The sequence below is a fragment of the Longivirga aurantiaca genome, from assembly GCF_042660085.1.
GTDB lineage: Bacteria > Actinomycetota > Actinomycetes > S36-B12 > CAIYMF01 > Longivirga > Longivirga aurantiaca.
The window spans coordinates 700,691-714,928 of sequence record NZ_JBHSTI010000008.1 but is presented as its reverse complement, the minus strand read 5'-3'; the positions used below and the strand labels follow the sequence as shown (position 1 = coordinate 714,928).

Annotated in this window: 11 protein-coding genes and 1 tRNA gene; 2 read left to right on the top strand and 10 right to left on the bottom strand. The window is 72.6% G+C overall.

The genetic code is table 11. The features are described 5' to 3' along the window. Positions 1-17: 17 nt before the first annotated feature. The 10 genes from prfA to argS form a co-directional block, all read right to left on the bottom strand. Positions 18-1,097: a peptide chain release factor 1 gene (prfA, locus tag ACFQGU_RS07320; protein ID WP_386765207.1), complete on the bottom strand. Its 1,080-nt coding sequence runs from the start codon at positions 1,095-1,097 to the stop codon at positions 18-20. 93 nt (positions 1,098-1,190) lie between these two features. Next, a complete protein-coding gene (rpmE, locus tag ACFQGU_RS07315; RefSeq protein ID WP_386765205.1) occupies positions 1,191-1,406 on the bottom strand; it encodes a 50S ribosomal protein L31 in 216 nt (71 codons plus the stop codon). Between the two features lie 190 nt (positions 1,407-1,596). Then, positions 1,597-3,180, bottom strand: a complete 1,584-nt coding sequence (locus tag ACFQGU_RS07310; protein WP_386765203.1) for a LamG-like jellyroll fold domain-containing protein — start codon at positions 3,178-3,180, stop codon at positions 1,597-1,599. 219 nt (positions 3,181-3,399) lie between these two features. Then, a complete protein-coding gene (locus ACFQGU_RS07305) occupies positions 3,400-4,041 on the bottom strand; it encodes a hypothetical protein (RefSeq protein WP_386765201.1) in 642 nt (213 codons plus the stop codon). 224 nt (positions 4,042-4,265) lie between these two features. After that, positions 4,266-6,083, bottom strand: coding sequence for a transcription termination factor Rho (rho, locus tag ACFQGU_RS07300; protein ID WP_386768189.1), 1,818 nt, complete (start codon positions 6,081-6,083; stop codon positions 4,266-4,268). A 322-nt stretch (positions 6,084-6,405) separates the two neighbouring features. Beyond that, positions 6,406-7,350 (bottom strand): homoserine kinase, encoded by a 945-nt coding sequence (thrB, locus tag ACFQGU_RS07295; RefSeq protein ID WP_386765199.1) that lies wholly within the window; start codon positions 7,348-7,350, stop codon positions 6,406-6,408. Beyond that, entirely contained in the window at positions 7,347-8,429 is a 1,083-nt protein-coding gene (gene thrC / locus ACFQGU_RS07290) for a threonine synthase (protein ID WP_386765197.1), read from the bottom strand. The genes thrB and thrC overlap by 4 nt, the downstream gene beginning before the upstream one ends. Next, the gene (locus ACFQGU_RS07285) at positions 8,426-9,736 is read right to left on the bottom strand and encodes a homoserine dehydrogenase (RefSeq protein WP_386765195.1); all 1,311 of its coding nucleotides are present in this window, start codon (positions 9,734-9,736) and stop codon (positions 8,426-8,428) included. Before ACFQGU_RS07285 ends, thrC begins: the two co-directional genes overlap by 4 nt. A gap of 85 nt (positions 9,737-9,821) precedes the next feature. Next, positions 9,822-11,264, bottom strand: a complete 1,443-nt coding sequence (gene lysA / locus ACFQGU_RS07280; RefSeq protein WP_386765193.1) for a diaminopimelate decarboxylase — start codon at positions 11,262-11,264, stop codon at positions 9,822-9,824. Between the two features lie 135 nt (positions 11,265-11,399). Next, positions 11,400-13,067 carry an arginine--tRNA ligase gene (argS, locus tag ACFQGU_RS07275; RefSeq protein WP_386765191.1) on the bottom strand — a complete coding sequence of 556 codons (1,668 nt, stop codon included), beginning with the start codon at positions 13,065-13,067 and terminating at the stop codon, positions 11,400-11,402. A 121-nt stretch (positions 13,068-13,188) separates the two neighbouring features. Here argS and ACFQGU_RS07270 point away from each other — a divergent pair. Both ACFQGU_RS07270 and trmB read left to right on the top strand, forming a co-directional pair. After that, a tRNA-Arg gene (locus ACFQGU_RS07270) sits at positions 13,189-13,260 on the top strand. A 261-nt stretch (positions 13,261-13,521) separates the two neighbouring features. Continuing rightward, entirely contained in the window at positions 13,522-14,196 is a 675-nt protein-coding gene (gene trmB / locus ACFQGU_RS07265; RefSeq protein ID WP_386765189.1) for a tRNA (guanosine(46)-N7)-methyltransferase TrmB, read from the top strand. Positions 14,197-14,238: the final 42 nt, after the last annotated feature.

Here is a 14,238-nt window from a genome sequence, read left to right as displayed (position 1 = left end):
AGCGGTATACCGCGCCATCAGGACTCGGTCCCGAGCGAGGCCATGCGAGCCGCGAGGTCGGCGTCGACGCAGGCCTGCACGAGCGTCTCGATCTCGCCGTCGAGCACGGCGTCGAGGTTGTACGCCTTGAAGCCGACCCGGTGGTCGCTGATGCGGTTCTCGGGGAAGTTGTACGTGCGGATGCGCTCGGAGCGGTCGACCGTGCGCACCTGCGAGCGGCGTACGTCGGAGGCCTCCTTCGCGGCGGCCTCCTCCGCGAGGGCGACGAGCCGGGCGCGCAGGATGCGCATCGCCGACTCCTTGTTCTGCAGCTGGCTCTTCTCGTTCTGGCAGCTGACCACGACGCCGGTGGGGATGTGCGTGATGCGCACGGCGGAGTCGGTGGTGTTGACGCTCTGCCCGCCCGGGCCGCTCGAGCGGTAGACGTCGATGCGCAGGTCGTTGGCGTCGATCTCGACCTCGACGTCCTCGGTCTCGGGAAGCACGAGCACACCGGCGGCGCTGGTGTGGATGCGGCCCTGAGACTCCGTCGCCGGCACCCGCTGCACGCGGTGGACGCCGCCCTCGAACTTCAGCCGGGCGTACGGCGCCTCGCCGGGCTCCACCGAGCCGCGCGCCTTCACCGCGACCGTGACGTCCTTGTAGCCCCCGAGGTCGGACTGCTCGGCCTCGAGCACCTCGGCCTTCCATCCCCGGCGCTCGGCGTACCGGAGGTACATCCGCAGGAGGTCGCCGGCGAACAGCGCCGACTCCTCGCCGCCCTCGCCCGCCTTGATCTCGAGGATCACGTCCGAGTCGTCGAGCGGGTCGCGCGGGATGAGCAGCACCTGCAGCCGGTCGGCGAGCTCGGCGCGGTGCGCCTCGAGCTGCTCCGCCTCGATGCGGAACGCGGAGTCGTCGCCCGCCAGCTCGAGCGCGGCCTCGAGGTCGTCGCCCGTGGCCTTCCACTCGCGGTAGGTGGCGACGACGGGGCGGAGCTCGGCGTACCGGCGTCCGACCTTGCGGGCGGCCGCCTGGTCGCCGTGGATGTCGGGGTCGGCGAGCCGGCGCTCGAGGTCGGCGTACTCGGCCTCGAGGGCCTCGACGGACTCGAACATCGGGTTCTCCCTGATCGCTGCGGCTGCCTGACATGCGCTGAGGGCGCCCCCGCGACCGCGTGCAGCGGTGCAGGAGCGCCCTCGACGGGAGTGCTAGGCGTCGGCCTTCTTGCCGAAACGCTTCTCGAACTTGGCGACGCGGCCGCCGGTGTCGAGGATCTTCTGCTTGCCCGTGTAGAACGGGTGGCACTGGCTGCAGACCTCGGCGTGGATGACGCCGTTCTTGGCGGTGCTGCGCGTGGTGAACGTGGACCCGCAGGCGCAGTGCACCGTGGTCTCGCCGTACGCCGGGTGGATGTCGGCCTTCATGTCGCTCTCCTCGTGTCGTGACCGGGTCGTGCTCGCGCGGGGCGGCACGTGAACCGGACACCGTGGGTGGGACTGCTCCGACCGGGAAGCCGGGGTACCAGCGGTCCAGTCTGCCACCCGATCGACGCACCCTCCAAACCGGCGGGTGCTCCCCCGCATTCCCCCGGGTGCCGCGCCGCAGGTCAGCCGGTCAGCGGGCCGCCCACAGAGCGGCGATGTCCGTGGCCGTGAGGGGCTGGTTCCACACCGAGACCTCGTCCAGGGACCCCGCGAACGGGAAGTTGCGCGGCTGGTTCCACGACGCCGACGGGGAGCTTCCGCCGTCCCAGAGCGAGCCCCAGCCGGACAGGTTGCCGCAGCCCGCCCGCCACCAGCCGGTGTAGCTGCTCACGCTCGAGACGGTGTTGGAGCCCACGAGGGCGCCGTCGATGTAGAGCCGCATGCCCGCCGACGACAGCACGCCGGCGGCCATGTGCCACTGGCCGTCGTTGAGCGCGGTGGGCGACTGCAGCCCGCGGATCGTCTGGTTGGTGGACGTGCCGAACCACACGGTGCCCCGCGCGTCCATGTACAGCTGGCGCCCGTAGCGCCCGCCGGAGGCATAGGCCGTCACGCCGGTGCGCGGCGACTCGAAGCCCAGCAGCGTGCCGCCGGACGTGGTCGTGGTGCGGAACCAGGCGACCGCGGTGAGGTTGCCGGGCGAGGAGGTCCCGCTGGTCGATGTGGTCACGACGCAGGAGTCCGCGTTGGTCAGCGTCACGGCTCGGTTGGGCGTCTCGCTCGGGATGGCGCCGACGACGCCCTTCGTGACGTACGTCGAGGATCCGTCGGTGACGAAGCTGCCCGCCCGGCCGTTGCCCGAGGAGTCGGCCGCGGTGCTGCCCGTGCCGGTCTCGTCGAGCTTCCACCACATCCACGGGCGCAGGCCGGTGACCACGTCCGAGTACGACGGAGCCGCCACGCGCCAGCTGTTGGCGGTCGTGGCGGTGGTGGCGGCGAAGGCGGCGTTGACGGTGGGCAGGGTCAGGGCGCCGGTGAGCACCACGCCGTAGCCGGCCCGCTGCGCCCAGCGCTTGCCGGCCTCGCGGCGGAGCCGGGGATCCATCGGGGTGCTGGCGGCGACGGCGGTGGCACCGGAGCCCCCGGCCGGCCGCGGAAGCGGCAGGAGGTCCCCGCCCGGTGGTCCGCCGCCGTCGGGGTCGTCCTCGTCCTCGTCCACGTCCTCGTCGCGGTCCCGCGCGGTGACCCACGCGGCCAGGAGGAGGCTCAGCACGAGCGCCCCGAGGTAGACCCACTGCTGGGTGCTGACCCAGATCAGCGGGAGGCCGACGAACTGCACGAGGAGACGTCCCATGCCCTCGACGTCGGCGATGGTGATCGGGGTCGAGTCGACCGACGTGTTGGCGTCGCCCTTGGTGATCATCCGCCCGTCGCCGTCGATGCTCATCACGCGGTGGGTCTTGGTGATGGCGGGCGTGCTGGGGTCGCGGAAGACCGTCACGCGGCCGAGGAGCAGCGCCGGGTCGTCCACCGGCGAGGCGAGGACGACGTCGCCCACGGCGATGCGCGGCATCATCGACCCGCTCTGGACGACGTACGGGCGCCAGCCGAACAGCATGGGCACGATCGTGACCAGCACGCAGCCCGCGACGAACCAGAGCCAGGTCCGGCTGAGGATGCCGAGCAGGAACATCGGGGTCGAGGAGCGGCGGGGCGTGCGGGGGGTCGACGGCGCCTCGTCACCGGGCATGGGTGCCCAGGCCGGGATGGCCATGTCGATCCTCCTGCCCACGCGATCCGTGGTTCGGGTTCCCCGTGCATCAGGTTTCTGAGATGCGGCCCGTCAGCCACGGCACCGTCCGGCCCCCACCGGACGGCCCCGTCGTCGACGGAGCCCGCCGGTGTGCCCCATGCCCCCCGCAGGGGGCACACCGACGGCGTGTCACGTCACGGTCTCGTCGCCCTCAGGCGACGCCCCCGGTGACGTCGACGACTACTGGAGCTCCCAGTTGAGGTCCGCGACGACCGAGTAGCCCTGCAGCGGGTTGTCGGTCAGCGCCGACCCGGTCGACTGGAGCGTCCAGGAGATGCGGTAGGCGACGCGCGTGGTGGCGCCGTCAGAGACAGCGACCTTCGCAGCCGGGCCGTACGCCGACGGGAAGGCGTTGAGCGTCACGTTGTTCACGACCGTCGTGGCGAGGGCCGGGAAGCCGGTGCAGTCGGCCGCGACGTTGTCGGTCGCCGACGCGAGCGGGGCGGCGTCGACGGTGAGGCGCAGCTGGTTGCCGAGGACGACCGACGGGTCGCCGTTGGCGGCTGCCCCGGTGACGGTGCCGCGGTAGAGGGCGAGGTCGCCGCCGAGCGAGCCGTTGCTCTCCACGGTGATGCACTTCTCGGCGAAGTCGCCGAAGTTGAGGTCGTCCTCGGTGAACAGCGCGGTGGTGCTGCCGGCGAACGCGGTGCCGCCGCCGTTGTTGGTCAGGGCCATGGTGCCGGTGGACCAGGCGTCGTCGGTGTTGTCGGTGGTGGCGCTGAAGGCGGCGTAGCTGCCCTGCCAGACCAGGAGGCCGGCGGCCAGGAGGCCGGCGACCGGCGCCACGGCGCGGACGGCGCGCTTACGGGTGGTGGTGCTCATGATGGTTCCCCTCCAGGAAATAACTGCGATGACACACACCCCCGTGCAGAGCAGTCATCGGCCCCTGACGTCACTCCTTGAGCCCATCGAGAGGAAAAGATCGGCCGGATCCGCGAGCCGAACGGGTGAAACACGCTCCGAAACGACGCCGAGGCTCAAGACAGGCAGAAGGCCCGCCCCGGAGGGGGCGGGCCTTCTGCGTCGGGCCGGGGACGACCGGGCGGTCAGTCGTCGTCGTCGCTGGAGGAGCCGACCGCCATGGGGGTGGTCTTCTGCACCTGCAGCAGGAACTCGAAGTTGCTCTTGGTCTCGCGCAGCTTGCCGAGCAGGAGCTCGATGGCCTGCTGCTGGTCGAGCGCGTGCAGCACCCGGCGCAGCTTCCAGACGGTCTTGAGCTCGTCCGGCGCCATGAGGATCTCCTCCTTGCGCGTGCCGGAGGCGTCGACGTCGACCGCGGGGAAGATGCGCTTGTCCGCGAGCTTGCGGTCGAGCTTGAGCTCCATGTTTCCGGTGCCCTTGAACTCCTCGAAGATGACCTCGTCCATGCGGGACCCGGTCTCGACGAGGGCGGTCGCGAGGATCGTGAGCGACCCGCCGTTCTCGATGTTGCGGGCGGCACCGAAGAACCGCTTCGGCGGGTAGAGGGCGGCCGAGTCGACACCGCCGGAGAGGATGCGGCCGGAGGCCGGCGCCGCGAGGTTGTAGGCACGGCCGAGACGCGTCATCGAGTCGAGCAGGACCACGACGTCGTGCCCGAGCTCCACGAGGCGCTTGGCCCGCTCGATGGCGAGCTCGGCGACGGTGGTGTGGTCCTCCGCCGGCCGGTCGAAGGTCGAGGCGATGACCTCGCCCTTCACCGAGCGCTGCATGTCGGTGACCTCCTCGGGCCGCTCGTCGACGAGCACGACCATGAGGTGGACCTCGGGGTTGTTCTGGGTGATCGCGTTGGCGATGGCCTGGAGCACCATCGTCTTGCCCGCCTTCGGCGGCGACACGATGAGGCCGCGCTGGCCCTTGCCGATCGGGGCGACGAGGTCGATCACGCGGGTGACGAGGTTGGACCCGTCGGTCTCGAGCCGCAGGCGCTCCTGCGGGTAGAGCGGCGTCAGCTTGCCGAACTCGATGCGGTTGCGGGACAGCTCGGGGTCGGCGCCGTTGACGGTCTCGACCCGCACGAGCGGGTTGAACTTCTGGGCCTTCTCGCCGTCGCGGGGCTGGCGCACGACACCGGTGACCGCGTCGCCCTTGCGCAGGCCGTAGCGCTTGGCCATCTGGAGCGAGACGTACACGTCGTTGTGGCCGGGCAGGTAGCCGCTCGTGCGCACGAACGCGTAGCTGTCCATGATGTCGAGGATTCCGGCGACGGGCAGGAGCACGTCGTCCTCGGTGACCTCGACATCGCCCTCGAACCCGCGCGGGCCGCGGTTGTTGCGCCCCTGCCGGTCGTTGCGCGGGCCGCGGTCGTCGCGGTCGAACCCGGGACGGTCGCGGTCGCGGCCCCGGCGGCGCCGACGGCTGCTGCGGCCGCCGCGCTCGTCGTCGAAGTCGCCGCCCTGGTTGCCCTGGTTCTGGTCGCGGTTCTGGTTGCCGCCCTGGTTCTGGCTGCCCTGGTTCTGGCTGCCCTGGCCGGCGGCGCGCTCGCCCTGGTTATGGTCCCGGTTCTGGTCGCGGTTCTGGCCCTGCTGGCGGTCGCCGCGGTCCTCGCGCTCCGGGCGGTCGCCACGGTCCTGACGGTCCTGGCGCGGTCCGCGGTCCTGTCGGTCCTGACGCGGTCCGCGGTCGCCGCGGTCCTCGCGCGCGGGGCGGTCCTCGCGAGCCGGGCGGTCGCCGCCGTCGGCGGGAGCCTCGGCGCGCTCCTCGCGGGGGGCACGCTCCTCGCGGGGGGCACGGTCCTCGCGGGCCGGGCGGTCGGCCTTGGCGGCGCCGCCGGAGCCACCGACCTGGCGGGCGCCGATGGCGCTCACGAGGTCGGCCTTGCGCATGCCCGACGCCCCGCTGATGCCGAGCTGGCCGGCGAGGGCCTTGAGCTCCGGCAGGAGCATCGAGCTGAGTCCGCCGCCCTTGCGGGCGGACGGGGTGGTCTGGGTGGTCTCGGTCACCGAGTGCCTCGTTCTGCATCGAGAGGTCGTCCGTCGGGAGACGGACGGGCGGACGTGCCGCGGCAAGGTTCGTGAGGAAGCGAACGGCAGCACGGGTGTCCGGGGGCGGCGCAGAGGGGCGACTGCGGTGGGATGTCGCGAGAGGCCCCGACGGGCGTCCACCCGTCAGAACGACGGACGGTGCGGGCCCCGGATACGACGAGGGTAACACCCGGGGGCGGGTCCACGTCCAACACCACCCGTACGAGGGAGGTCGGCGCGCCGTTCAGCCCTCGAGGGGAAGGACCCGTGCACCCTCGCGGTCGACCTCGAGCACGGACGTCGCGAACCGTGCGCCGGCCAGCCCGGCCACCCGCGGGGCGCTCGTGGAGTCGGCGAGCGCGAGCACGGTCGGCCCCGCACCGCTGACGGCTGCCGGGATCCCGGCAGCCCGCAGCTTGGCGACCAGGTCGGTGGTGCGCGGGTACGCCGGCCGGCGGTAGGGCTGGTGCAGGCGGTCGTCGGTGGCCTCGAGCAGCAGGTCGGGGCGCACCGTGAGGGCCTGCACGAGCAGCGCCGCGCGCGCGGCGTTCCATGCCGCATCGGCATGCGGAACGGTCTCGGGGAGCAGCGCACGCGCCTTCTTCGTGGCCACGGCGGACGACGGCACGCACACCACCGGCACGATCGACGCAGCCGGCACGAGGTCGAGCACTCCCGTGGACGCGGGAACGGTGCCCCGGGTCCAGGCGATCGTGGCGCCGCCGTGCAGGCACGCGGCGACGTTGTCGGGGTGACCCTCGATCGACGACGCGAGCTCGAGCAGCGCGTCGTCGGGCATCCGCTCGTCGCCGCCGACGACGAGCGCGCGCGCGAGGACGAGCCCGGAGACGATGGCCGCAGCCGACGACCCGAGTCCGCGGCTGTGCGGGATCCTGTTGGCGCACACCAGATCCAGGCCACGCGGCCGCCCACCGAGTGCGTCGAACGCCTTGAGCATCGACTTCGCGACGAGGTGCCGGTGGTCGCGCGGGACGGAGTCCGCACCCTCGCCGTGCACGTCGACGCGGACGCCGGAGTCGTCCGAGACCTGCGCGACGACGTCGTCGTGGAGCCCGAGGGCGAGCCCCAGGCTGTCGAACCCGGGGCCGAGGTTCGCCGACGTCGCGGGCACGCGGACTCGGACGGCCGCTGCGCGGAAGACCGGGCGGCCCGAGGGCGGCGGTGTCACGCGAGGCCCAGCTGGAGGGCGGCGGCGTACGCGTCGACGGCCACATGGGTGGGCTGAGGCGCACCGGCGATCGCCCACTCCGGGTCCTTGAGCCCGTTGCCCGTCACCGTGCAGACCACGGTCTGGCCCGGGTCGAGGAGGCCCTCCTTGTGCTTCTTCAGCAGCCCCGCCACCGACGCGGCGGATGCGGGCTCGACGAATACCGCCTCCTTCGCCGCGAGGAGACGGTAGGCCGAGAGGATCTCGCGGTCGGTCACGGCGTCGATGAGGCCGCCGGACTCGTCGCGCGCGGCGACGGCCTGCTCCCACGACGCGGGGTTGCCGATGCGGATCGCCGTGGCGATGGTCGACGGGTGCATGACGGGCGCGCCGTTCACGATCGGCGCGGCGCCGGCCGCCTGGAACCCCCACTCGCGCGGGCGCTTGGTGGCGACGCCGTCGGTGGCGTACTCCACGAAGCCCTTCCAGTAGGCGGTGATGTTGCCGGCGTTGCCCACGGGGAGGCAGTGGATGTCCGGCGCGTCGCCGAGGAAGTCGACGATCTCGAACGCACCCGTCTTCTGGCCCTCGATGCGGAAGGGGTTGACCGAGTTCACGAGCGAGACGGGGTAGCTCTCGGAGAGCTTGCGCGCGAGGGTGAGGCAGTCGTCGAAGTTGCCGTCGACCTGCAGGATCTTCGCGCCGTGCACGAGGGCCTGCGCCATCTTGCCGAGCGCGATCTTGCCGCTGGGCACGAGCACCGCGCAGACCATGCCCGCCTTGACGGCGTACGCCGCGGCCGAGGCGGAGGTGTTGCCGGTGGACGCGCAGATGACAGCCTTGGCGCCCTCCTCCGCGGCCTTGGAGATCGCCATCGTCATGCCGCGGTCCTTGAACGACCCGGTCGGGTTGGCGCCCTCGACCTTGATCCAGACCTCGCAGCCGGTCATCTCCGAGAGCACGCAGGCGTACACGAGCGGCGTGCCGCCCTCGCGCAGCGTCACGACAGGGGTCTTGTCGCTGACCGGGAGCCGCGAGCGGTACTCCTCGATGAGGCCACGCCACTGGCGGCTGGTGCCCTCGGCGGTGGTGGCGCTCATCGCTCGTCCTCGCCCTCGACCCGCATGACGCCGACGACGTTGCGCACGGCGTCGTTCGACCGGAGCCGCTCGATCGTCGCGGCGAGCGCGGAGTCGGCGGCGGTGTGCGTGCGCACGACGAGCCGGGCGTCGTCGCCGTGCCCGTCCTGGCGCACGTTCTGGATGCTGACTCCGTTGTCGGCGAACGCCTGGGCCACCGCCGCAAGGACGCCCGGGCGGTCGGCGACGTCGAGGTTGACGTAGTAGCGCGTGGTGGCGTCGCCGATCGGCAGCACGTCGAGGTGCGCGTAGGTCGACTCCCCCGGGCCGCGCGAGCCGGCGAGCCGATGCCGCGCCACGGCCACGATGTCGCCGAGGACGGCGGACGCCGTGGGCGCTCCGCCGGCGCCACGGCCGTAGAACATCATGTCGCCGGCCGACTCGGCCTCGACGAAGACCGCGTTGAACGCGCCGCGCACGCCCGCGAGCGGGTGCGTCCTCGGGACCATCGCGGGGTGGACGCGGACGACCACGCCCTTCTCGTCGTCGACCAGCTCGGCGACGGCGAGGAGCTTGATGACGAATCCCATGTCGCGAGCGGCCGCGACGTCCTGCGCGGACACGCTCGTGATGCCCTCGCGGTGCACGTCGTCGCCCCGCACCCGGGTGTGGAACGCGAGGCCCGCGAGGATCGCGGCCTTGGCTGCGGCGTCGTAGCCCTCGACGTCGGCGGTCGGGTCGGCCTCGGCGTACCCGAGGGCCTGGGCCTCGGCGAGCACGTCGGCGTAGTCGGCGCCGTCCTCGTCCATCTTGGTGAGGATGAAGTTCGTGGTGCCGTTGACGATGCCGAGCACGCGGCGGACCTTGTCGCCGGCGAGGCTCTCGCGCAGCGGTCGCAGCAGCGGGATGGCGCCGGCGACCGAGGCCTCGTAGTAGAGGTCGACGCCGTGCTTCTCGGCCGCGGCGTGGAGGGTGCCGCCGTCCTCGGCGAGGAGCGCCTTGTTGGCGGTGACGACCGAGGAGCCGGCCGCCATCGCGGCGAGGATCAGCGAGCGCGCCGGCTCGATGCCGCCCATGACCTCGACGACGATGTCGGCGCCGGACGACGCGAGCCCCTCGAGGTCGTCGGTCAGGAGCTCGGGAGCGATGCCCTCGCGGGGCTTCGCGGCGTCGCGCACGCCGACGCCCGTGAGTCGCAGAGCGGCGCCGGCACGGGCGGCGAGATCGTCGGCGGACTCGCGGAGAAGGCGGGCGACCTGGCTGCCGACGGTGCCGCCGCCGAGGAGTGCGACGGTGAGCTCGCGGGGCGGCGCGTCGGGCGTCGTCATGGGGTTCCCTCCGGGGGTGTCCGGCCTAGCGTGCCACCCCCGCCGGGGGCGGCGCCGCGCAGGTCCGGGCGCGGCTACTGCCTGGTCAGTCGGACTCGAGGCCGGCGTCGAGCGCCAGCAGGTCGTCGGGCGTCTCGCGGCGCACGACCACGCGGCTCACGCCGTCGCGGACCGAGACCACCGGAGGTCGGGGCACGTGGTTGTAGTTGGAGGCCATCGCCCGGCAGTAGGCGCCGGTCGCGGCAACGCCGAGCAGGTCGCCGGGGGCGAGGTCGCCGGGCAGCCAGCAGTCGCGGACGACGATGTCGCCGCTCTCGCAGTGCTTCCCGACGACGCGCGCGAGGACCGGAGCGGCCTCGGACACGCGGGAGACGAGCCGCACGGTGTACTCGGCGTCGTACAGCGCGGTGCGGATGTTGTCGCTCATGCCGCCGTCGACGCTCACGTACTGGCGCACGTGGCCGTTGCCGAGGTCGACCTGCTTCACCGTGCCGACCTCGTAGACGGTGACCATCGACGGCCCGACGATCGCCCGTCCGGGCTCGACGGCGATGCGCGGGACGTCGAGACCCAGGGCCCGGCACTCGCGGACGACGATGCCGCGCAGGAGCTCGGCCATCTCCTTCGGCGTCATGGGGTCGTCGTCCGAGCCGTAGGCGATGCCCATGCCGCCGCCGAGGTCGAGCTCGGCCACCTCGATGCCGTGCTCGTCGCGGACCTTGCCCGCGAGCGCGACGAGACGGTGGGCCGACACCTCGAACCCGGCGGTGTCGAAGATCTGCGAGCCGATGTGCGAGTGCAGGCCGACGAGCCGCAGCGACGGCAGCTTCAGGATCCGGCGTACGGCCTCCTCGGCCTGACCGCCCGAGAGCGAGAGCCCGAACTTCTGGTCCTCGTGCGCGGTGGCGATGAACTCGTGGGTGTGCGCCTCGACGCCGACGGTGACGCGCACGAGGACCTTGGCCACCACGCCGCGGGCCTCGGCGGCGGCGGCGAGCCGGACGATCTCCTCGAACGAGTCGACGACGTACCGGCCGATGCCGTGCTCGAGCGCCAGATCGAGCTCGGCCACCGACTTGTTGTTGCCGTGGAAGGCCATGCGGGCGGTGGGGAAGCCGGCACGGACGGCGGTGAGGATCTCGCCTCCGGTGCAGACGTCGAGGCCGAGACCCTCCTCCTGCACCCAGCGCGCCACGATCGTCGAGAGGAAGGCCTTGCCCGCGTAGAAGACATCGGCCGGCACGTCGGGGTCGGCGTACGCGTCGCGGAAGGCCGCCGCCCGAGCCCGGAAGTCGACCTCGTCGAGGACGTAGAGCGGGGTGCCGTGCTCGGCGGCGAGGTCGCGGACGTCGATGCCCGCGATGGTCACCGCCCGCTGCTCTAGGGCGTCGCCGCCGGAGCGCACCGCGGTGCTCGGCCACACGACGGGGTCGAGCGCGTGCATCGCCTCGACGTCGGCCGGAGCCGCAGGGGCACCGGCAGGGGCGAGGATCTCGCCGAAGCGTGGCCCGGCGGGGTGTGCGCGCATGGGGCAAGGCTACCGACGCGCCTCACCCCCGCCCCCGGGAGTTCCAGCCCCTGGACACCCCACGTGCCTCGAGCTACTGCCCACAGCGGGGTGTTGGCGCGTTCTATCACCCCACTGTGGCAGTAACTCGGATCCCTACATGCGGTCGGGAGCGCTGACTCCGAGCATGTCGAGGCCGTTCGCGAGGGTCTGCCGCGCTGCGCCGCACAGCCACAGGCGCGCGACGTTGATCGGCTCGACCTCGGCGTCGCTCATCGGCAGCACGCGGCAGACGTCGTAGAACTTGTGGTACGACGTCGCCAGCTCCTCGAGGTAGCGCGCGACGCGGTGCGGCTCGCGCAGCTCGGCCGCCGACCCGACGATGCGCGGCAGCTCGCCGATGGCGCCGAGCAGCGCCGTCTCGCGCTCGTGGTCGAGCAGCGAGAGGTCGGGCTCGGCGGCACGCCAGTCGATGCCGAGGTCGGCCGCGCCGCGCAGGACGGAGCTGATCCGGGCGTGCGCGTACTGCACGTAGAACACCGGGTTGTCGTTGCTGCGCTGCACGAGCAGGTCGAGGTCGAGCGTCAGCGGGCTGTCGACGGGGTAGCGGATGAGCGAGTAGCGGGCGGCGTCGACACCGACCTCCTCGACGAGGTCCTCGAGCGTGATGATGTTGCCGGCGCGCTTGGAGAGCCGAACCTCCTCGCCGCCCTTGTACATCTTCACGAGCTGCCCGATGAGCACCTCGATGTTGAGGTCGGGGTCGTCGCCCGCGCAGGCCGCGACGGCGCGCAGCCGGTTGACGTAGCCGTGGTGGTCGGCGCCGAGCAGGTAGATGCAGACGTCGAAACCGCGGGCGCGCTTGTCGAGGTAGTACGCCGTGTCGCTGGCGAAGTACGTGAGCTCGCCGTCGGCCTTGACGAGCACGCGGTCCTTGTCGTCGTCGAAGTCGGTGGTGCGCAGCCACACCGCGCCGTCGGCCTCGTACATGTGGCCCTGCTCGCGCAGCTTGTCGAAGCCGCGGTCGACGGCGCCGCTGGAGTGCAGCGTGCGCTCGGAGTACCAGACGTCGAAGTGCGTGTTGAAGCCGTCGAGCGTGTCCTTCTGCTGCTGCAGCTGCAGGGCGTACCCCGCCTCGCGGAAGGCGACCATCCGCTCGTCGGCGGGCAGGCCCACGATGCCCGGGTCGGCCGCCACGATCTGTTGCGCGAGGTCGTCGACGTACGCGCCCTGGTAGCCGCCCTCGGGCACGTCGGTGCCGAGCGCCCGAGCCTCCAGCGACATGCCGAACTTGTCCATCTGGACGCCGCGGTCGTTGACGTAGAACTCGCGCTCGGCGTCGGCGCCGGCCGCCTCGAGGACCCGCGCGATCGCATCGCCCACAGCGGCCCAGCGGGTGTGGCCGAGGTGCAGCGGGCCCGTGGGGTTGGCCGAGATGAATTCGACGTTGAAGCGCATGCCGGCGTACCGGTCGATCCGGCCGTACTGGTCGCCGGCGACGACCACCGTGCGCGCCGTCTCGCCGAGCGAGGCGGCGTCGAGGGTGATGTTGAGGAACCCGGGGCCGGCGATGTCGACGCTCGCGACGCCGTCGAGGGCCCGCAGGCGGGCGGCCACGAGCTCGGCCACCGCGCGCGGGTTGGTGCCGGCCGGCTTGGCCAGCTGCAGCGCGATGTTGGTGGCGTAGTCGCCGTGGTCGGCGTTGCGCGGACGCTCGACGGTGACCTCGGCCGGGACGAGCGCGGGGTCGAGGGCGAGCTCGCCGTCGGCCACGGCAGCGAGCACTGCTGCGCGGACCTCGGCGGCGATCTGGTCGGGCGTCATGCGCGGGAGCCTATCGGCGCAGGTCCGCGCGGCTTCACGACGTATCCGGCCCGCGCCCGGTCGCCCGCAGCGGCCGTGTCGAGCGCACCGTCGGCCGCTGGTAGTGTCGGTGCCTGCCCTGGCCCCCGTAGCTCAGGGGATAGAGCGGTGCCCTCCGGAGGCATGCGCGCAGGTTCGAATCCTGCCGGGGGCACGTGATCTCCAGGCCCGAAGGGCCTCCCTCTGCGAGTGACCCCCTCCGCTGATTCGGGAGGAACCCCCGCGCGCCGGCCCGAGACGGCTCCTGCCGGGGGCACGTGATCTCCAGGCCCGAAGGGCCTCCCTCTGCGAGTGACCCCCTCCGCTGATTCGGGAGGAACCCCCGCGCGCCGGCCTGAGACGGCTCCTGCCGGGGGCGCGGTACGTCGTCACGATGCCTGCACGCGCCGCGCAGCGGCGGACCTAGGCTCTGGGCGTGGAGGAGGACGTGGCCGAGGAGCACCGGCACATCCTCACGTTCCATCCGCGGCGGGGGCGGATGACCGACGCGCAGCGCGACGCCGTCACCACGCTGCTCCCCCGCCACGGCCTCCCCCCGGGGCCGCTCGACACCGGCACTCTGTTCGGCGGCCTGCCCGTGGCGCTGGAGATCGGGTTCGGGCTCGGGCACGCGACGGTCGAGATGGCGCTCGAGGACCCCGGCACCGGGATCGTCGCCGTCGACGTCCACACCCCGGGCGTCGCACGCCTGCTCGCCGAGATCGAGCGCCGGGGCCTCACCACCGTGCGGGTCGAGCTCGGCGATGCGGTCGACCTGCTCACGGACAGGGTGGCCGAGGGCTCGCTCGCCGCGATCCGCGTCTTCTTCCCCGACCCGTGGCCCAAGGCCCGGCACCACAAGCGCCGCATCGTCCGGCCCGACCTGGTGCACCTCATGGCCACGCGCCTTGCGCCGGGCGGAGTCCTGCACTGCGCGACCGACTGGGAGCCGTACGCCGAGGCGATGCGCGAGGTGCTCGACGCCGAGCCGCTGCTCCTCGATCCCTACGACGGCTGGGCACCGCGGCTCGAGCGGCCGCTCACGAAGTTCGAGCGGCAGGGCGTCGAGAAGGGCCACGTCGTCCGCGACCTGGTCCGCACCCGCGTCTGAACGACGACGGCGCCGCCGGTCCCGGAGGACCGGCGGCGCCGG

Excerpts from the sequence above, each read along its gene's own strand:
- prfA (WP_386765207.1), bottom strand. The coding sequence starts at position 1,097 with ATGTTCGAGTCCGTCGAGGCCCTCGAGGCCGAGTACGCCGACCTCGAG.
- rpmE (WP_386765205.1), bottom strand. The coding sequence starts at position 1,406 with ATGAAGGCCGACATCCACCCGGCGTACGGCGAGACCACGGTGCACTGC.
- ACFQGU_RS07310 (WP_386765203.1), bottom strand. The coding sequence starts at position 3,180 with ATGGCCATCCCGGCCTGGGCACCCATGCCCGGTGACGAGGCGCCGTCG.
- ACFQGU_RS07305 (WP_386765201.1), bottom strand. The coding sequence starts at position 4,041 with ATGAGCACCACCACCCGTAAGCGCGCCGTCCGCGCCGTGGCGCCGGTC.
- rho (WP_386768189.1), bottom strand. The coding sequence starts at position 6,083 with ATGCTCCTGCCGGAGCTCAAGGCCCTCGCCGGCCAGCTCGGCATCAGC.
- thrC (WP_386765197.1), bottom strand. The coding sequence starts at position 8,429 with ATGAGCGCCACCACCGCCGAGGGCACCAGCCGCCAGTGGCGTGGCCTC.
- ACFQGU_RS07285 (WP_386765195.1), bottom strand. The coding sequence starts at position 9,736 with ATGACGACGCCCGACGCGCCGCCCCGCGAGCTCACCGTCGCACTCCTC.
- lysA (WP_386765193.1), bottom strand. The coding sequence starts at position 11,264 with ATGCGCGCACACCCCGCCGGGCCACGCTTCGGCGAGATCCTCGCCCCT.
- argS (WP_386765191.1), bottom strand. The coding sequence starts at position 13,067 with ATGACGCCCGACCAGATCGCCGCCGAGGTCCGCGCAGCAGTGCTCGCT.